We start from the raw sequence: 17,756 nt of genomic DNA on the forward strand, positions 1-17,756 counted from the left end.
AGGCCGGTCCGGCCTGGGCCGGGGACAGTCAGCCCTCTCGGCGGACCTCCACCACCCGGAAGCGGTTCGCCACGAACGCGCCGTCGCACAGGGCCGCGTTGGCCGCCGGGTTGCCGCCCGAGCCGTGGAAGTCGGAGAAGGCGGCCGTCTGGTTGACGTACACCCCGCCGGTGAGGTTGAGGGAGAGCTGCGCGGCCTCCTCCAGGCAGGCCTCCTCGACCGCCCGCTCGACCTGTTCGTCGGTGGTGTACGCGCCGACGGTCATCGCGCCCTTGTCACGGACCGTGCGCCGGGTCAGCTCCACCGCGTCGGCGGCCGAGTCGACCGCGACGGCGAAGGAGACGGGGCCGAAGCACTCGTTCATGTAGGCGGCTTCGTCGTCCGGCTTCGCGCCGTCCAGCTTCACGATGACCGGGGTGCGGACCACCGCGCCCGGGAATTCCGGGTTGGTGATCTCGCGGGAGGCGAGGGCGACCTCGCCGAGCCCGGCGGCGGCCTCCAGGCGGGCCTTCACGTCCGGGTTGACGATCGCGCCGAGCAGCGCGTTCGCGCGCGCGTCGTCGCCGAGGAGGCCGTCGACCGCGCGGGCGAGGTCGGCGACCACCTCGTCGAAGGTCCTGGGACCCTCGTCGGTGCGGATGCCGTCGCGGGGGATCAGCAGGTTCTGCGGGGTGGTGCACATCTGGCCGCTGTACAGCGACAGCGAGAACGCCAGGTTGGACAGCATGCCCTTGTAGTCGGCGGTGGAGTCCACGATCACCGTGTTGACGCCGGCCTTCTCCGTGTAGACCTGCGCCTGGCGGGCGTTGGCCTCCAGCCAGTCGCCGAAGGCGGTCGAACCCGTGTAGTCGATGATCCTGATCTCGGGGCGGGTGGCCAGGGTCTTGGCGATGCCCTCGCCGGGCCGCTCGGCGGCCAGCGCCACCAGGTTCGGGTCGAAGCCCGCCTCGGCCAGCACCTGCCGGGCCACCTGGACGGTGAGCGCGAGCGGCAGCACCGCGCGCGGGTGGGGCTTGACCAGGACGGCGTTGCCGGTGGCGAGGGAGGCGAACAGGCCCGGGTAGCCGTTCCACGTCGGGAAGGTGTTGCAGCCGATCATCAGCGCGATGCCGCGCGGGACCGCGGTGAAGCGCTTGGTCAGCGCCAGCGGGTCGCGCTTGCCCTGGGGCTTGGTCCACTCCGCGGTGTCGGGGGTGCGGACCTGCTCCACATACGCGTACGCCACCGCCTCCAGGCCGCGGTCCTGGGCGTGCGGGCCGCCCGCCTGGAACGCCATCATGAACGCCTGGCCGCTGGTGTGCATCACCGCGTGAGCGAACTCGTGCGTCCGGTCGCTGATCCGCTTGAGGATCTCCAGACAGACCACGGCGCGGGTCTCGGGGCCCGCGTCCCGCCAGGCTGCCTGTCCGGCGCGCATCGCGGGCAGCAGTGTGTCGACGTCCGCGTGCGGGTAGGTCACGCCCAGCTCGATGCCGTACGGCGAGGTCTCGCCGCCCACCCAGTCGTCGGTGCCGGGCTGGCCGAGGTCGAGGCGGCTGCCCAGCAGGGCGTCGAAGGCGGCCTTGCCCGCGGCCGCGTCCAGGCTGCCGTGCTCGCCGTACGCCTTGGGGTGTTCGGGATGCGGGGACCAGTACGCGCGCGTACGGATCGCCTCCAGCGCCTGGTCGAGCGTGGGCCGGTGCTTGGCGATCAGCTCGTGCGCGGTCAGTTCGGCGGCCATGGGGACCAACTCCTCGTCTCGTGAGCTCCTCGTCGAGCTCATGACCTGGGCGAAAACAGAGGCGTGAACGGACGGACAGAGTTAGAGTAACCGAACGATCGGTCGGGACAAGGGGGCCTGCCGCATCTGTGGAAAACCCCGTGCGGGAGGATCGCGCACATGACAGCACTCGCTCTCAGCAGCCCCGTTGCCGTCGTCGGCACCGGCACCATGGGCCAGGGGATCGCGCAGGTCGCGCTGGTCGCCGGCCATCCTGTGCGGCTGTACGACGCCCTGCCCGGCCGGGCCCGGGAGGCGGCCGAGGCGATCGGCGCCCGGCTCGACCGGCTGGTCGCGAAGGACCGGCTCACCAGCGCCGAGCGGGACGCGGCGCGCGCGCGTCTGACGCCGGCCGAGGAGATCGAGGAGCTGGCCGACTGCGCGCTCGTCGTGGAGGCGGTGCTGGAGCGGCTGGACATCAAGCAGAAGCTGTTCCGCCGGCTCGAGGACATCGTCTCCGACGACTGCCTGCTCGCCACCAACACCTCGTCCCTCTCGGTCACGGCCATCGGAGGCGCCCTGCGCAACGCCTCCCGCTTCCTGGGACTGCACTTCTTCAACCCGGCCCCGCTGCTGCCGCTGGTCGAGGTCGTCTCCGGGTTCGCCACCGACGTCGCCTCGGCCACGCGCGCGTACGAGACCGCCCGCGCCTGGGGAAAGACCCCGGTCGCCTGTGCCGACACCCCCGGTTTCATCGTCAACCGCATCGCCCGCCCGTTCTACGCCGAGGCGCTCGCCGTCCACGAGTCCCAGGGCGCCGACCCGGCCACCATCGACGCCGTCCTGCGCGAGTGCGGCGGCTTCAAGATGGGCGCCTTCGAACTGACCGACCTGATCGGGCAGGACGTCAACGAGTCCGTCACCCACTCGGTGTGGCAGGCCTTCTTCCAGGACGTCCGCTTCACCCCCTCGCTGGCCCAGCGGCGCCTGGTCGAGTCCGGCAGGCTGGGCCGCAAGTCCGGGCACGGCTGGTACGACTACGCCGACGGCGCCGAGCGCCCCGAGCCGCACACCGCCGACGCGGCGCGGCCGCCCGCCTATGTCGTCGCCGAGGGCGGTCTCGGCCCGGCCGCGGAACTGCTCCCGCTGATCCGCGAGGCGGGCATCCTGGTCCGCGAGGAGGAAGAGGACCACGGCACCCGGCTGGTGCTGCCGAGCGGCGGACAGCTGGTGCTGGCCGACGGCCAGACCTCCATCGAGTTCCGCGACGTCGTCTACTTCGACCTGGCGCTCGACTACCGCAAGGCCACCCGTATCGCTCTGTCCGCCTCCCAGGACACCGCGCCGCAGACCCTGACCGAGGCCGTCGGACTGTTCCAGGCGCTGGGCAAGGACGTCAGTGTCATCGGCGACGTCCCCGGCATGATCGTCGCCCGCGCGGTGGCCCGGATCATCGACCTCGCGTATGACGCCGTCGCCAAGGGCGTGGCCACCGAGGAGGACATCGACACCGCGATGCGCCTGGGCGTCAACTACCCGCTCGGCCCCTTCGAGTGGAACCGCGGACTGCCCCGCGACTGGGCCTACGACCTGCTGGACGAGCTGCACACGCGCGACCCCGGCGGACGCTACGCGCCGTCCCTCGCGCTCTACCGCCACTCCTACGCCAACGAGAAGCGGGAGGGCACCCCATGACCACCGCCAGGCGTGACACCTACACCCCCGAGACGCTGCTCTCGGTCGCCGTCCAGGTCTTCAACGAGCGCGGCTACGACGGCACCTCCATGGAGCACCTGTCCAAGGCGGCCGGCATCTCCAAGTCGTCGATCTACCACCACGTCTCCGGCAAGGAGGAACTGCTCAAGCGCGCCGTCAGCCGGGCGCTGGACGGGCTGTTCGCGATCCTCGACGAGGAGCACGCGCACGTGGGGCGCGCCGCCGACCGGCTGGAGTACGTCGTGCGGCGCATGGTCGAGGTCCTCACCGCCGAGCTGCCCTATGTGACGCTGCTGCTGCGGGTGCGCGGCAACACCGCCACCGAGCGGTGGGCCCTGGAGCGCCGCCGCGACTTCGACCACCGGGTGGCCGCACTGCTGAAGGCGGCGGCCGCCGACGGGGACGTACGCGGCGACGTGGAGGTGCGGCTCGCCACCCGGCTGGTCTTCGGCATGATCAACTCGGTCGTGGAGTGGTACCGGCCGGACGGGCGGGGCGGCAGCGAGCGGGAGGTCGCCGACGCCGTGGTGCGCCTCGCCTTCGGGGGCCTGCGCCGGGAGGCCTGAACCGGCCGCGTCAGCCGGACGGCTCAGCCGTCCGGCTCCAGATCCTCCTCCTCGAAGACCAGCAGGGTCCTGGTGCTCAGCACCTCCGGAATCGCCTGGATCCGGGTGAGCACCAGCTCGCGCAGCGCCCTGTTGTCCGGCGTGTGCACCAGGAGCAGCACGTCGAAGTCCCCGCCGACCAGCGCGATGTGGGAGGCGCCGGGCAGCAGCCTGAGCTGTTCGCGCACCGTGCGCCAGGAGTTCTGCACGATCTTCAGCGTGATGTACGCCGACGTGCCCTGCCCGGCGCGTTCGTGGTCGACGCGTGCGCCGAAACCGCGGATGACCCCGTCCTCGACGAGGCGGTTGATGCGGGCGTACGCGTTGGCCCGGGAGACGTGCACCCGCTCCGCGACGGACCGTATGGACGCTCGGCCGTCGGACTGGAGGATCTGGAGGATGTCCTGATCGATGGCGTCGAGCGGACGCGGCAGCGGGGCGGTGCCGGCTCCCGGGTCCTCGGCCATTTGTTCAGGTGCCATGTCCCCCCGCCTTCCCGCCGTGGACGTAGTGCGTTCATTCCAGGCTGTGGAGAACCGTTTGTCCACAGCCTGGAGGCGCCTGTAGCCAAAATGTGCCGACGACCGAACAATCGGTAGGTGAGGCGGGTCACACGCGACCCGTCTTCCGTAGCCGCTCCCACGAGGAGGTGCCGTCATGACGGTCATGGAGCAGCGGGGCGCTTACCGGCCCGCGCCGCCGCCCGCCTGGCAGCCCCGTACCGACCCCGCGCCGCTGCTGCCCGACGCCGAGCCGTACCGCGTCCTCGGCACCGAGGCGGCCGCCAAGGCCGACCCGGAGCTGCTGCGCCGGCTGTACGCCCAGTTGGTGCGCGGCCGCCGGTACAACGTGCAGGCGACCGCCCTCACCAAGCAGGGCCGTCTCGCCGTCTACCCCTCCAGCACCGGCCAGGAGGCCTGCGAGGTCGCCGCCGCGCTGGCCCTGGAGGAGCGCGACTGGCTCTTCCCCAGCTACCGCGACACCCTCGCCGCCGTCGCCCGGGGCGTCGACCCGGTCGCCGCCCTCACCCTGCTGCGCGGCGACTGGCACACCGGCTACGACCCCTACGCGCACCGCGTGGCCCCCCTGAGCACCCCGCTCGCCACCCAGCTTCCGCACGCCGTCGGCCTCGCCCACGCCGCCCGCCTCAAGGGCGACGACGTGGTCGCGCTCGCCATGGTCGGCGACGGCGGCACCAGCGAGGGCGACTTCCACGAGGCACTGAACTTCGCCGCCGTATGGCAGGCACCGGTCGTCTTCCTGGTCCAGAACAACGGCTTCGCCATCTCCGTCCCGCTCGCCAAGCAGACCGCGGCCCCCACCCTGGCCCACAAGGCCGTCGGATACGGCATGCCGGGCCGCCTGGTCGACGGCAACGACGCCGCCGCCGTGCACGAGGTCCTCGGCGACGCCGTGCGGCACGCCCGCGCGGGCGGCGGCCCCACGCTCGTGGAAGCGGTGACGTACCGCATCGACGCCCACACCAACGCCGACGACGCCACCCGCTACCGCGCGGACGCCGAGATCGAGGCCTGGCGCGGACACGACCCGGTCGAGCTGCTGGAGCGGGAGCTGACCTCCCGCGGACTGCTCGACGAGGACGGCAGGCGCGCCGCGCGCGAGGACGCCGAGGCGATGGCCGCGGACCTGCGCGAGCGCATGAACCAGGACCCGGAACTGGACCCCATGGACCTCTTCGACCACGTCTACGCCGAGCCCACCCCGCAACTGCTCGAACAGCGTGCCCTGCTGCGGGCCGAACTGGAGGCCGAGCAGCAGGAAGGCGGACAGGGATGACCACCGCGGCAGTCAAGCCCGCCACCATGGCGCAGGCCCTCACCCGCGCGATGCGCGACGCGATGGCCGCCGACCCCGCCGTGCACGTCATGGGCGAGGACGTCGGGACCCTGGGCGGCGTCTTCCGGATCACCGACGGGCTCGCCAAGGAGTTCGGCGAGGACCGCTGCACGGACACCCCGCTCGCCGAGGCGGGCATCCTCGGCACGGCCGTCGGCATGGCGATGTACGGGCTGCGCCCGGTCGTGGAGATGCAGTTCGACGCCTTCGCCTACCCGGCGTTCGAGCAGCTCATCAGCCATGTCGCCCGGATGCGCAACCGCACCCGGGGCAAGATGCCCCTGCCGGTCACCATCCGCGTCCCCTACGGCGGCGGCATCGGCGGCGTCGAGCACCACAGCGACTCCTCCGAGGCGTACTACCTGGCCACCCCCGGCCTCCATGTCGTCACGCCCGCGACCGTCGCCGACGCCTACGGGCTGCTGCGCGCCGCGATCGCCTCCGACGACCCGGTCGTTTTCCTGGAGCCCAAGCGGCTGTACTGGTCTAAGGACACCTGGAACGCGGAGCAGCCGACCGCCGTCGAGCCGATCGGACGCGCGGTGGTGCGGCGCACCGGCCGCAGCGCCACCCTCCTCACCTACGGCCCGTCCGTCCCGGTCTGCCTCGAAGCCGCCGAGGCGGCCCAGGCGGAGGGCTGGGACCTCGAAGTGGTCGACCTGCGCTCCCTGGTGCCGTTCGACGACGAGACCGTGTGCGCGTCGGTGCGCCGGACCGGCCGCGCGGTCGTCGTGCACGAGTCGGGCGGGTTCGGCGGCCCCGGCGCCGAGATCGCGGCCCGGGTCACGGAGCGCTGCTTCCACCACCTGGAGGCACCCGTGCTGCGCGTGGCCGGGTTCGACATCCCCTATCCGCCGCCGATGCTGGAGCGGCACCACCTGCCCGGCGTCGACCGGATCCTGGACACCGTGGCGCGGCTCCAGTGGGAGGCGGAGGGCTGATGGCACAGGTACTGGAGTTCAGGCTCCCCGACCTCGGCGAGGGACTCACCGAGGCGGAGATCGTCCGCTGGCTGGTCAAGGTCGGTGACGTCGTCGCCATCGACCAGCCCGTCGTCGAGGTCGAGACGGCCAAGGCGATGGTCGAGGTCCCCTGCCCGTACGGCGGTGTGGTCACCGCCCGCTACGGCGAGGAGGGCACCGAACTTCCCGTGGGCGCCCCGCTGCTGACGGTCGCGGTGGGGCCCGAGGCCTCCAACGGCCAGGGCGCCGGTTCGGGCAACGTCCTGGTCGGATACGGCACTTCGGAGGCACCGGCCCGCCGCAGGCGGGTACGGCCGAGCATCGCCGTCCCCGCCGCCGTGGCCACCCCGGCACCGGCCCCGGTGGCCGCTGCCGCGCCCGCGCCGGCCGTCACCGGCCCGGTTCCCGTGATCTCCCCGCTCGTACGGCGTCTCGCCCGGGACAACGGGCTGGATCTGCGGGAGCTGACGGGGTCGGGACCGGAGGGGCTGATCCTGCGGGCGGACGTCGAGGGGGCGCTCCGGACCAGGACGGCACCCGACGCCACCGCGAGCCCGGTCGGCGAAGCGGCCGCCGCGCACACCCCGGCGGCCGCCGCCCGTGACGAGGTCCGGGTACCGCTCAAGGGCATCCGCGGCGCGGTCGCCGACAAGCTGTCCCGCAGCCGCCGCGAGATTCCCGACGCCACCTGCTGGGTGGACGCCGACGCCACCGAACTCATGCGCGCGCGGGCGGCGATGAACGCCTCCGGCGGCCCGAAGGTGTCCGTGCTGGCCCTGCTCGCCCGGATCTGCGTCGCCGCGCTTGACCGGTTCCCCGAGCTCAACTCCACGGTGGACACGGAGGCCCGGGAGATCGTCCGGCTGGGGCGTGTGCACCTCGGGTTCGCCGCGCAGACCGAGCGCGGGCTCGTCGTGCCCGTGGTCCGGGACGCGCACACGCGGAACGCGGAGGCACTCACCGCGGAGTTCGCCCGGCTGACCGAGGCCGCGCGCGCCGGGACGCTGACCCCGGGCGACCTGACCGGCGGGACCTTCACGCTGAACAACTACGGGGTGTTCGGCGTCGACGGCTCCACGCCGATCATCAACCACCCCGAGGCGGCCATGCTGGGCGTCGGACGCATCGTCCCCAAGCCGTGGGTGCACGAGGGCGAGCTCGCGGTGCGCCAGGTCGTGCAGCTCTCGTTCACCTTCGACCACCGGGTGTGCGACGGCGGCACGGCGGGAGGCTTCCTGCGGTTCGTCGCGGACTGCGTGGAACAGCCGGCGGTGCTGCTGCGGACGCTGTGACCATACTCGGAGAGTGACCGAAACCGTTCCGTATGACGCCGTCGTGCTGGCAGGCGGGGCCGCGCGACGGCTCGGCGGGGTCGACAAACCCCGGCTGAGCGTCGGCGGCCGCCCGCTGCTCGACCGGGTACTCGCGGCCTGCGCCGGGGCACGTGCGACCGTCGTCGTGGCCGAGCCCCGGCCCACCGTGCGGCCAGTGCTCTGGACCCGTGAGGAGCCGCCCGGCGGCGGACCGGTCGCCGCGCTCGGGGCCGGACTCCGGCAGGTCGCGGCGGAGTGCACCGTGGTGCTCTCCGCCGACCTGCCTTTCCTCGCACCGGTCACGGTGCGCCGACTGCTGACGGCCCTGCACGACACCGGCGCCGAGGGCGCGCTGCTGACCGACGCGGACGGCCGGGACCAGCCGCTGGTTGCCGCCTACCGGACGGCCGCGCTGCGGCGCGAGCTGACGGCCCTCACCGAAGGGCACGGGAGTCTCGCCGGACTTCCCCTGCGCCGGGTGACCGGCGCGCTCCGCCTCACCCGTGTTCCGGACCCGCTCGCCTCCTACGACTGCGACACCTGGGAGGACATCGCCGCCGCCAGGGCGCGCATCAGGGAGCATGGACATGTGTTGGACGAATGGATTTCCGCAGTCAAGGCCGAACTGGGCATCGACCTGGACGTCGACACCGGCGCCCTGCTCGACCTCGCCCGTGACGCCGCCCACGGAGTGGCCCGCCCCGCCGCCCCGCTGACCACCTTCCTGGTCGGCTACGCGGCCGCACAGGCCAAGGGCGGTCCCGAGGCGGTCGCCGAGGCCGTCCGCAGGGCGACGGCACTGGCGCTGCGCTGGGAGCAGGAGGCGTCCGGGACCGGGACCGCCGCCGGTACGGCCACGCCCGGCACCCCCGCCCCGGGGCCGGACGCCGGATGACCGCCCGCGGCAGCAGAGCGGCGCACACCGGGCCGGCCGAGGACGCCGACGATCTCGGCTTCGAGGAGGCGCTGGCCCTCGTGAGGGAACCCCAGCAGGACCCCGGCCAGAACCCCGGCCAGAACCCCGGCCAGGACCACGGTCCCGGCACCCGCCCGCCCACGTCCGCCGCGGATGCCGGGCACCCCGGACCCGCGGCCGACGACGGCCACCACCGGGCAACCCCCTGGCCCGCGGCCCGTGAGACCGCCGCCCGGGCCGCCCGCTCCCGCATCCGCAACCGCCGCGCCCTGGTGTCCGTGCCGCTCGCCGACGCCCTCGGCCTGGTGCTGGCCGCCCCTCTGGACGCGCTCACCGACCTGCCCTCCTTCGACACCTCCGCGATGGACGGATGGGCGGTCTCCGGTCCCGGACCCTGGACCGTGCGGGCCGAGGGTGTCCTGGCCGGTCACGCCGAGCCGGAGGCGCTGACGGACGGGGAGGCCGTGCGGATCGCGACCGGCGCCCGGATCCCGCCCGACACCACCGCCGTCCTGCGCAACGAGCACGGCCGCGCCGACGGCCGGGGACGGCTGCACGCCGCCCGGGACGTGAGCCACGGTCAGGACATCCGCCCGCGCGGCCAGGAGTGCCGTAACGGCGACCAACTGCTGCCAGTCGGCACCCTGGTCACCCCCGCCGTACTGGGACTCGCCGCGGCCGCCGGCTACGACACCGTCACCGCCGTGCCCCGCCCCCGCGTCGAAATCATGATCCTGGGCGACGAGTTGCTCACCGACGGACTCCCCCGCGAGGGACTCATCCGGGACGCTCTGGGCCCGATGCTGCCGTCCTGGCTGCGCGCGCTCGGCGCCGAGGTCACCGCGGTACGCAGGCTCGGCGACGACGCCGGGGCCCTGCACAGGGCGCTCACCGCGTCCGACGCCGACCTCGTCGTCACCACCGGCGGCACCGCCACCGGACCCGTGGACCACGTCCGCCCCACGCTGCGGCGCATCGACGCCGAACTCCTCGTCGACGGCGTCAAGGTGCGCCCCGGCCACCCCATGCTGCTGGCCCGCACCAAGGAGGACCAGCACCTCGTCGGCCTGCCCGGCAATCCCCTCGCCGCCGTCTCCGGCCTGCTCACCCTCGCCGAGCCGCTGCTGCGGACCCTCGCCGCTCATACGGCCCCCGCGCCGTTCGCGCTGCCACTGCTGGAGACGGTGCCCGGGCATCCGTACGACACCCGGCTGGTCCCCGTGGTGCTGCGTGACGACGGTGCCCTGCCGCTGCGCTACAACGGCCCGGCGATGCTGCGCGGCATCGCCGCCGCCGACGCCCTGGCCGTCGTACCACCGGGTGAGACCCGGCGGGGGCAGGAGCTGGAGCTACTGGACCTGCCCTGGGCGACCGCCGGGATCGGGGTGTGTTTCACGTGAAACTTCCGTCCCGCGACGCCATGGCCCGGCATGCGGACGGGCCAGGTGACGAGCCCGGTGACAAACCTCGTGCGGACGAGCCCCCGGCGTCCCAGCGGGTGCGGCTGCCGAGGAAAGTGGTGGAGCGGCCGATCCGACAGGTCGTCAAACGGCTGGCGGTGGCCCTGTTGGTGCTGGTCGCGACCGCGCTGATCGTCTACGTCGACCGCGACGGCTACCACGACAACTCCGACGGGCCCGTCGACCTGCTCGACGCGTTCTACTACGCCACCGTCACCCTCTCCACCACCGGATACGGCGACATCACCCCGGTCAGCGACGGTGCCCGGCTCACCAACATCCTCGTCATCACGCCCCTGCGTGTGCTGTTCCTGATCATCCTGGTCGGCACCACGCTGGAGGTCCTCACCGAACGGACCCGTGACGAATGGCGCTTGAACCGCTGGAGGTCGGCTTTGCGGGATCACACTGTTGTCGTCGGTTTCGGCACGAAGGGGCGGTCGGCGATTCAGACCGTGTGTGCGGCGGGGCTGGCGAAGGAACAGGTCGTCGTGGTCGACCCCAGCGCCGGTGCGATCGAGGCGGCGAACACCGAGGGCTACGCGGGTGTCACCGGTGACGCGACGCGCAGCGAGGTGCTGAAACGGGCCGAGGTGCACAAGGCCCGGCAGATCATCGTGGCGCCGCAGCGCGACGACACGGCTGTCCTCGTCACGCTCACCGCCCGGCAGCTCAACCGGGGCGCCAAGATCGTGGCCTCGGTGCGCGAGGAGGAGAACGCGCCGCTGCTCAGGCAGTCCGGCGCCGACGCCGTCATCACCAGCGCCAGCGCGGCCGGACGGCTGCTCGGTCTGTCCGTGCTCAGCCCGGCCGCGGGCAAGGTGATGGAGGACCTCATCCAGCAGGGCAGCGGGCTCGACCTGGTCGAGCGCCCCGTGGTCAGGGCCGAGGTCGGCAGGGGCCCGCGCGAGGTGGACGACCTGGTGCTCTGCGTGCTGCGCGGGCACCGTGTGCTCGGCTACGACGATCCCTCACTGGGCTCCCTCCAGCTGACGGACCGGCTGATCACGATCGTCCGGGCGTCGCCGGGTGCCCGGGGGGTGGCGGACCGGGCGGAGAGGTAGCGTCGCCGTCATGTATGCGATCAAGATTTCCGAGCCCGGCGGACCCGAGTCGCTGGTGTGGGAAGAGGTCCCCGATCCGGTGCCGGGTCCGGGCGAGGTACTGGTCGACGTGGTCGCCGGTGCCGTCAACCGGGCCGACATCCTGCAACGGCAGGGCTTCTACAACCCGCCCCCCGGTACCTCCCCGTACCCCGGCCTGGAGTGCTCCGGCAGGATCGCCGCGCTGGGTCCCGGAGCCTCCGGCTGGGCCGTCGGCGACGAGGTCTGCGCGCTGCTCTCGGGCGGCAGCTACGCCGAGAAGGTCGTCGTCCCCGTCGGACAGCTGCTGCCCCTCCCCGAGGGGGTCGACCTCGTACGGGCCGCCGCGCTGCCCGAGGTGGTCTGCACGGTCTGGTCGAACGTGTTCATGGTCGCGCACCTGCGTCCCGGCGAGACGCTGCTGGTGCACGGCGGCTCCAGCGGTATCGGCACGATGGCGATCCAGCTCGCCAAGGCCGTCGGCGCGAAGGTGGCCGTCACCGCCGGTACCAAGGAGAAGCTGGATCGTTGCGCCGAGCTGGGCGCCGACATCCTGATCAACTACCGGGAGCAGGACTTCGTCGCCGAGATCGAGCGGGCCACGGGCGGCGCGGGCGTCGACGTCATCCTCGACAACATGGGCGCCAAGTACCTGGACCGCAATGTCAGCAGCCTCGCCGTCAACGGCCGACTCGCGATCATCGGTCTCCAGGGCGGCACCCGCGGCGAGTTGAACCTCGGCATGCTTCTGAGCAAGCGGGCCGCCGTCACCGCGACCACGCTGCGGGCCCGTCCGCTGGAGGAGAAGGCGGCCATCGTCGCGGCGGTACGCGAGCATGTGTGGCCTCTGATCGCCGCCGGGCATGTCCGTCCGGTGGTCGACCGGGAGCTGCCGATGCCGGAGGCGGCCGAGGCGCACCGGGTGGTGGAGGCGAGCGAGCACGTGGGCAAGGTGCTGCTCGTCGTGCCGTAGCGCCGTAGCGCTATAGGGGCCTGAGGGCGGCCCGAGCGCCGGAGGGCTGTCCTGTCCCCCTGCGCGCCCTTTCCGGCCCCCTGGGCCTCCCGCGCCCTCCCGTTGCCCCCCTCAGCCCCTGCGCACCCGCAGGGCCACGAACGCCAGGCCCAGCCCGAGGCCGATGAGGACCAGGCCGCTGCCCAGCGGCAGGATCTGGAGGACGGGCTCACTGACGGGGGCGCTGTGGTCGGTCCCTCCGGCGGGCCGCAGCGGCGGGGCGGAGGGCACCACCGCGGCCTGCTCGGGGGACTCGGCGGCGGTGCCCGGGGTCGGGAGGGTGCTCTCGGCGTCCTCGTCCCGCCCGTCCGCCCGGTGGCCGTGGTGGTCGTGGCCGTCGGGGTCCCGCTGTCCGTCCCTGCCCCCGCCGCCCTGGTCCTCCCGGGAATCGGAATCCGTCTCCGGCCGACCCGGCCGTACCCGTCCCTCACCTGCCCGGCTGCCGGCCCGCGAGGGCCCTGGCGAGGCGGAGGGGGACGCCGAGGAGGAAGCGGAGGCGGACACGGACGCACTCGCGGACGCGGCGGCAGCGGCCGGCCCGGCGGCCGCGGTGGAGCCGGAGGCCGGGGTGGAGCGGCCGGGCGAGGCGGAGGTGGTGCCCGAGGGCGGGGCCTCCGCCTCGTGCGGCCGCGTGGTGCCGGACCACCGCGTCACGCCGTAGGACGGCACGGCGCCGCACGGGACGGAGACCACGCCCAGAACGAGCGGTAGCCCCGCAGCGCGGAGCGTGAAACGCAGCCATGGAGTCACGGGGTGACCTCCCGGAGCACAGGCGCCAAACCGACGCCTCAAGCCTCACATTCATGGATCGACCCGGCATTCTGGATACCGCCGTCAGGTCTAAACGGTGGATCAGCCCCCACAGGGGGCACCACGGTGATGAGGTGTACACGTGCGAGAGAATGGCGGCATGGAGATGCCGAGGAACGAAAGGTCGCCGGAGAACCCACAGATCCTGGTCCTGGGCCAGGACGGGACGGCGCTCGGCGGCGTGGGGGACGAGGATTCCCGGGAAACGCCGGTGACGGATCAGGTGGAGCAGCCTGCCAAGGTCATGCGGATCGGCAGCATGATCAAGCAGCTGCTGGAGGAGGTGCGTGCGGCTCCTCTGGACGAGGCGAGCCGGGCCCGGCTCAAGGAGATCCACCGCAGCTCGGTGAAGGAGCTGGAGGACGGTCTGGCGCCGGAGCTCGTCGAGGAGCTGGAGCGCCTCTCACTGCCGTTCACGGACGGTGTGACGCCGAGCGACGCGGAGCTGCGTATCGCCCAGGCCCAGCTGGTCGGCTGGCTGGAGGGTCTGTTCCACGGGATCCAGACGACGCTGTTCGCCCAGCAGATGGCGGCGCGGGCCCAGCTGGAGCAGATGCGCCGCGCCCTTCCGCCGGGCGTGAGCCTGGAGGGCGACGACCCGCGCGCGGGCGGCCGCTCGGGTGGGCCGTACCTGTAGCCCCGCCCGGCACGGGAACGACACGGCGCGGAAGGGCCCGGCAGTCAGCCGGGCCCTTCCGCGCACTCGGACGTCTGTGCCCGGCTCAGCCGGTGGGCGGGTTGCCGGTGGACACGTACACCTCGATCGTGACGTTCTTCGGGTCCACGTCGGCGCCCGGGGCGGGCAGCTGGCTGATGACCGTGCCGTCGCCGTAGGTGTTCTCGTCGAACTTCACGGGCTTCACGACCCAGCCGGCGGCCTGTGCGCAGGCCTTGACCGACTTGATGTACTTGAAGCGGAAGTCCGGGACCCGGATCTTGGCAGGGTCGTCGTACGACTCCGACGGCTCGGTGCACTCGGTGCTCTCGATCGTCTTCGACGTGTCCGGCCCCCGGTAGTCCGACGCGTGCGTCTCGGAGGACGTGGTGGTCGTCCCGCCGCCGGTGTCGTCGTCGCTTCCGTTGTTCACGACCAGCGCCACGACCAGGCCGGCCACCGCGGCCAGGGACACCAGGATCGAGCCGATCACCACCGGCTTGCTGCCCCTGCCACCCTTCCCCGATGCCTGGACCGACGTCTGGGGCGGCCCGCTGTACGGGGCCGGTGCCGGACCCTGTCCGTAACCGGCCGGAGGCGCGGGCGTCTGGTAGCCGCTCTGCTGCGGATAGCCGTAGGCCGGGGCGGGCGTCGCGGGCGTGCTGTACGGGTTCGGTGGCGGAGTGGGTTGGTACGGCGTCTGCACGTTCCCGGCGGGGTACGGGGCGGGCCCGCCGACCGGCGGGAACACCGCGGATCCCACCCCGGCGCCGCTCTGCGCCGGGGTGCCCGGCACGATGCTCGGCGCGGCCGGGTGCGCGGAGGCCGCGACCCGCAGACACTCGTCGCGCATCGACTCGGCGGACGGGAAGCGCTCGTTCGGGTTCTTCTTCAGCGCCCGGGCTACCAGGGCGTCCACGGCGGGCGGCAGCGCGCGGTTGATCGAGGAGGGGGCCGCGGGCTCCTCCTGCACATGCGCGTAGGCGATGGCCAGCGGGGAGTCCGCGTCGAACGGCAGCCGCCCGGTGACCAGCTGGAACAGCATGATGCCGACCGAGTACAGGTCGGAGCGGGCGTCCACCGCGCGGCCGAGGGCCTGCTCCGGCGAGAGGTACTGCGGGGTGCCCACGACCATGCCGGTCTGGGTCATCGAGGTGACGCCGGACTGCATGGCACGGGCGATGCCGAAGTCCATGACCTTGACGACGCCGCGCTTGGTCATCATCACGTTGCCGGGCTTGATGTCGCGGTGGACCAGCCCCATCTCGTGGCTGACCTCCAGGGCCGCCAGCACGTCCGCGGTGATCTTCAGCGCCTTGTCGACGGGCATCGCGCCGTGCCGCTGCACGTCCTCCTGGAGCACCGAGCCGAGCGGGCGGCCCTCGATGTACTCCATGACGATGTACGGCGTGGGCATCGCGGCGCCCGCTCCGGGCCCGGCGTCGGCCGGTGTGTCCTCGCCGGTGTCGAAGACGGAGACGATGTTGGTGTGGGTGAGCTTCGCCACGGCCTGGGCCTCGCGGCGGAACCGCTCGCGGAAGGCCTGCTCGCGGCCCAGTTCGGTGTGCAGTGTCTTGATCGCGACGTTGCGGTCGAGCACCGTGTCGTAGGCCAGGTGGACCGAGGCCATGCCGCCCTCGCCGAGCAGGTCGCGCAGCTGGTAGCGACCACCTGCCAGCGCCCACCCCGAATAACGGCCCCGTGCGCCGTCCTGGCTCATCGTTCCCCGTCCCCCACTTGACCGCGTTCAGGCGCGCGCGCTCATCCCCCGGCCGTCGGTGATGATCGAATGTCTCATTCCCGGCCAAGTCTGCCCCAGGGCAGTGCCACGTCAAGCGCGGTGCCCGTTCCGTGACCGTACGCGCAGGAAGCGTCTCGGAAGCGTTACAGCGGCCGTACAGCCCGTACACCGAACTTGCACGGCGGCGCGTGGCCGGGGTTTGATGGCCGGTCCGTCTCCGGCCGGTCATGGTGGCGATCCCGGACCGGTGGCCACCGCCGAGGCTGTAGCGTGGCCGACGGAGACCGTAACAACACCGCGCACCGCGGGCAGAAACGACGGCGAGGACTGATGGCACAGACGCAGCGCGCCCAGGGCCCGTCCGACCCCGAGGCGTCCGGCGGCGGTATGTCAGACGCGCCGGAGGCGTGGGGCAATCAGGGACTGGTCGGCGACGGCCGCTACCGGCTGACCCACCGGCTCGGCCGGGGCGGCATGGCCGAGGTGTTCGCGGCCGAGGACGTACGGCTGGGACGGACCGTGGCGGTCAAGCTGCTGCGCGCCGATCTCGCCGAGGACCCGGTCTCCAAGGCCCGCTTCACGCGCGAGGCCCAGTCGGTGGCCGGACTCAACCACCACGCGATCGTCGCCGTGTACGACTCCGGCGAGGACCTCGTGGGCGGCCAGTCGGTGCCGTACATCGTGATGGAGCTGGTCGAGGGCCGTACCATCCGTGACCTGCTGCTCAACGCCGAGGCGCCGGGCCCCGAGCAGGCACTGATCATCGTCTCCGGTGTGCTGGAGGCGCTGGCCTACTCGCACCAGCACGGCATCGTGCACCGGGACATCAAGCCCGCCAACGTCATCATCACCAACAACGGCGCCGTCAAGGTGATGGACTTCGGCATCGCCCGCGCGCTGCACGGCGCGTCCACGACGATGACGCAGACCGGCATGGTCATGGGCACGCCCCAGTACCTGTCGCCGGAGCAGGCGCTCGGCAAGGCCGTCGACCACCGCTCCGACCTGTACGCGACCGGCTGTCTGCTCTACGAGCTGCTGGCGCTGCGGCCGCCGTTCACCGGCGAGACCCCGCTGTCGGTGGTCTACCAGCATGTGCAGGACGTGCCCGTTCCGCCGTCGCAGAACTCGGACAGCTGCCCGCCCGAGCTGGACGGCCTTGTCATGCGGTCGCTCGCGAAGGACCCCGACGACCGTTTCCAGACCGCCGAGGAGATGCGCGGCCTGGTCCAGTACGGCCTCCAGATGCTGTACGACGCGGGCGCGCACACGGGCACCTGGAACACCGGGCCGGTGGAGACGCACGACGGCCGGCACACCCCGCCGGGCGGCTTCGGCGCCACCACGGCGATGCCGCACCCCGGCGGCTTCGGTGCCGGCACCACCCAGATCCCGCAGCCGATCCTGCCCACCGGGTACGGCGACGGCGACGACGGTGGCTTCGAGGGGTACGGCAACAAGGGAAGCGGCCGGGGCAAGCTGTGGATCCTGGCCGTCCTCGCGGTGGTCGCCATCGCGGCGGGCGTGGCCCTCGCGCTGAACAAGACGGGTGGCGGCGGCGCCGACCCGGGTGACAACCGGCCCACCCCGGCCGCCTCGCACAGCACGAAGGACGAGGAGCCGTCGCAGAGCCCGTCGGACGACACCACGGACGAGGTGACGGACCCGGCCACGGACGACACCTCGGACACGGGCGGTTACCCCGGCGACTACAGCCCCTCGTACAGCCCGTCGTACAGCCCGTCCGACGAGACGAGCAGCGCCCCGAGCGAGGAGCCGAGCGACCCGGCGACCTCCGCACAGCCCTCGGACCCCGCGACGGAGTCCCCGGAGCAGCCCGACCCGTCGGGCGGCGCCACGGACGGTACGGACCAGGGCGCCTCGGACGGCGGTGTGCAGGGCGGTCCCTGACGGCCCCCGGGGCACCG

Annotated in this window: 15 protein-coding genes; 11 read left to right on the plus strand and 4 right to left on the minus strand. The window is 72.8% G+C overall.

Annotation, left to right across the window (positions count from 1 at the left end; translation table 11 throughout):
- Window positions 1–28: 28 nt before the first annotated feature.
- Complete coding sequence (gene paaN, locus ACIPK3_RS10430) at window positions 29–1,720, minus strand: phenylacetic acid degradation protein PaaN (protein WP_402568123.1); 1,692 nt, start codon at window positions 1,718–1,720, stop codon at window positions 29–31.
- Window positions 1,721–1,879: 159 nt separating this feature from the next.
- On the opposite strand from paaN, the gene ACIPK3_RS10435 reads away from it, so the two are divergent.
- Entirely contained in the window at window positions 1,880–3,394 is a 1,515-nt protein-coding gene (locus ACIPK3_RS10435; protein WP_402568124.1) for a 3-hydroxyacyl-CoA dehydrogenase, read from the plus strand.
- On the plus strand, window positions 3,391–3,981 hold the full coding sequence (locus ACIPK3_RS10440; protein ID WP_402568125.1) for a TetR/AcrR family transcriptional regulator: 591 nt from the start codon (window positions 3,391–3,393) through the stop codon (window positions 3,979–3,981). Before ACIPK3_RS10435 ends, ACIPK3_RS10440 begins: the two co-directional genes overlap by 4 nt.
- Before the next feature lie 23 nt (window positions 3,982–4,004).
- Here ACIPK3_RS10440 and ACIPK3_RS10445 read toward each other — a convergent pair whose 3' ends face one another.
- Window positions 4,005–4,487, minus strand: coding sequence for an Lrp/AsnC family transcriptional regulator (locus ACIPK3_RS10445; protein ID WP_402568657.1), 483 nt, complete (start codon window positions 4,485–4,487; stop codon window positions 4,005–4,007).
- Between the two features lie 190 nt (window positions 4,488–4,677).
- On the opposite strand from ACIPK3_RS10445, the gene pdhA reads away from it, so the two are divergent.
- From pdhA to ACIPK3_RS10480, 7 genes are read left to right on the plus strand one after another with little or no spacing between them, the layout of a single operon-like run.
- The gene (gene pdhA, locus ACIPK3_RS10450; RefSeq protein ID WP_402568126.1) at window positions 4,678–5,817 is read left to right on the plus strand and encodes a pyruvate dehydrogenase (acetyl-transferring) E1 component subunit alpha; all 1,140 of its coding nucleotides are present in this window, start codon (window positions 4,678–4,680) and stop codon (window positions 5,815–5,817) included.
- Window positions 5,814–6,818 (plus strand): alpha-ketoacid dehydrogenase subunit beta, encoded by a 1,005-nt coding sequence (locus ACIPK3_RS10455; RefSeq protein ID WP_402568128.1) that lies wholly within the window; start codon window positions 5,814–5,816, stop codon window positions 6,816–6,818. The genes pdhA and ACIPK3_RS10455 overlap by 4 nt, the downstream gene beginning before the upstream one ends.
- The gene (locus ACIPK3_RS10460; protein WP_402568130.1) at window positions 6,818–8,131 is read left to right on the plus strand and encodes a dihydrolipoamide acetyltransferase family protein; all 1,314 of its coding nucleotides are present in this window, start codon (window positions 6,818–6,820) and stop codon (window positions 8,129–8,131) included. The genes ACIPK3_RS10455 and ACIPK3_RS10460 overlap by 1 nt, the downstream gene beginning before the upstream one ends.
- Window positions 8,132–8,144: 13 nt before the next feature.
- Window positions 8,145–9,047, plus strand: coding sequence for an NTP transferase domain-containing protein (locus ACIPK3_RS10465; RefSeq protein WP_402568132.1), 903 nt, complete (start codon window positions 8,145–8,147; stop codon window positions 9,045–9,047).
- Window positions 9,044–10,468: a molybdopterin molybdotransferase MoeA gene (locus tag ACIPK3_RS10470; protein WP_402568134.1), complete on the plus strand. Its 1,425-nt coding sequence runs from the start codon at window positions 9,044–9,046 to the stop codon at window positions 10,466–10,468. Before ACIPK3_RS10465 ends, ACIPK3_RS10470 begins: the two co-directional genes overlap by 4 nt.
- Window positions 10,465–11,592 (plus strand): potassium channel family protein, encoded by a 1,128-nt coding sequence (locus tag ACIPK3_RS10475; protein WP_402568136.1) that lies wholly within the window; start codon window positions 10,465–10,467, stop codon window positions 11,590–11,592. The genes ACIPK3_RS10470 and ACIPK3_RS10475 overlap by 4 nt, the downstream gene beginning before the upstream one ends.
- A gap of 10 nt (window positions 11,593–11,602) precedes the next feature.
- Window positions 11,603–12,583 carry an NAD(P)H-quinone oxidoreductase gene (locus ACIPK3_RS10480; protein ID WP_402568137.1) on the plus strand — a complete coding sequence of 327 codons (981 nt, stop codon included), beginning with the start codon at window positions 11,603–11,605 and terminating at the stop codon, window positions 12,581–12,583.
- 111 nt (window positions 12,584–12,694) lie between these two features.
- On the opposite strand, the gene ACIPK3_RS10485 is transcribed toward ACIPK3_RS10480, so the two are convergent.
- On the minus strand, window positions 12,695–13,372 hold the full coding sequence (locus tag ACIPK3_RS10485; protein WP_402568139.1) for a hypothetical protein: 678 nt from the start codon (window positions 13,370–13,372) through the stop codon (window positions 12,695–12,697).
- Window positions 13,373–13,532: 160 nt separating this feature from the next.
- Between ACIPK3_RS10485 and ACIPK3_RS10490 the strand changes: the two genes are divergently transcribed.
- A complete protein-coding gene (locus tag ACIPK3_RS10490; protein WP_402568140.1) occupies window positions 13,533–14,069 on the plus strand; it encodes a bacterial proteasome activator family protein in 537 nt (178 codons plus the stop codon).
- A gap of 85 nt (window positions 14,070–14,154) precedes the next feature.
- Here the strand turns inward: ACIPK3_RS10490 and ACIPK3_RS10495 are convergent, their stop codons facing one another.
- Window positions 14,155–15,807, minus strand: a complete 1,653-nt coding sequence (locus ACIPK3_RS10495; protein WP_402568142.1) for a protein kinase — start codon at window positions 15,805–15,807, stop codon at window positions 14,155–14,157.
- 351 nt (window positions 15,808–16,158) lie between these two features.
- On the opposite strand from ACIPK3_RS10495, the gene ACIPK3_RS10500 reads away from it, so the two are divergent.
- Window positions 16,159–17,739 carry a protein kinase gene (locus ACIPK3_RS10500; protein ID WP_402568144.1) on the plus strand — a complete coding sequence of 527 codons (1,581 nt, stop codon included), beginning with the start codon at window positions 16,159–16,161 and terminating at the stop codon, window positions 17,737–17,739.
- The last annotated feature ends 17 nt before the right edge of the window (window positions 17,740–17,756 follow it).

It is taken from the genome of Streptomyces sp. NPDC086787 (assembly GCF_044745865.1).
GTDB lineage: Bacteria > Actinomycetota > Actinomycetes > Streptomycetales > Streptomycetaceae > Streptomyces.

What these genes read in the sequence shown, in the direction of transcription:
- ACIPK3_RS10455 (WP_402568128.1), top strand. Translation starts at nt 5,814, where the DNA reads ATGACCACCGCGGCAGTCAAGCCCGCCACCATGGCGCAGGCCCTCACC.
- ACIPK3_RS10440 (WP_402568125.1), top strand. Translation starts at nt 3,391, where the DNA reads ATGACCACCGCCAGGCGTGACACCTACACCCCCGAGACGCTGCTCTCG.
- ACIPK3_RS10490 (WP_402568140.1), top strand. Translation starts at nt 13,533, where the DNA reads ATGGAGATGCCGAGGAACGAAAGGTCGCCGGAGAACCCACAGATCCTG.
- ACIPK3_RS10495 (WP_402568142.1), bottom strand. Translation starts at nt 15,807, where the DNA reads ATGAGCCAGGACGGCGCACGGGGCCGTTATTCGGGGTGGGCGCTGGCA.
- ACIPK3_RS10470 (WP_402568134.1), top strand. Translation starts at nt 9,044, where the DNA reads ATGACCGCCCGCGGCAGCAGAGCGGCGCACACCGGGCCGGCCGAGGAC.
- ACIPK3_RS10435 (WP_402568124.1), top strand. Translation starts at nt 1,880, where the DNA reads ATGACAGCACTCGCTCTCAGCAGCCCCGTTGCCGTCGTCGGCACCGGC.
- ACIPK3_RS10460 (WP_402568130.1), top strand. Translation starts at nt 6,818, where the DNA reads ATGGCACAGGTACTGGAGTTCAGGCTCCCCGACCTCGGCGAGGGACTC.
- ACIPK3_RS10480 (WP_402568137.1), top strand. Translation starts at nt 11,603, where the DNA reads ATGTATGCGATCAAGATTTCCGAGCCCGGCGGACCCGAGTCGCTGGTG.
- ACIPK3_RS10445 (WP_402568657.1), bottom strand. Translation starts at nt 4,487, where the DNA reads ATGGCCGAGGACCCGGGAGCCGGCACCGCCCCGCTGCCGCGTCCGCTC.
- paaN (WP_402568123.1), bottom strand. Translation starts at nt 1,720, where the DNA reads ATGGCCGCCGAACTGACCGCGCACGAGCTGATCGCCAAGCACCGGCCC.
- pdhA (WP_402568126.1), top strand. Translation starts at nt 4,678, where the DNA reads ATGACGGTCATGGAGCAGCGGGGCGCTTACCGGCCCGCGCCGCCGCCC.
- ACIPK3_RS10500 (WP_402568144.1), top strand. Translation starts at nt 16,159, where the DNA reads ATGGCACAGACGCAGCGCGCCCAGGGCCCGTCCGACCCCGAGGCGTCC.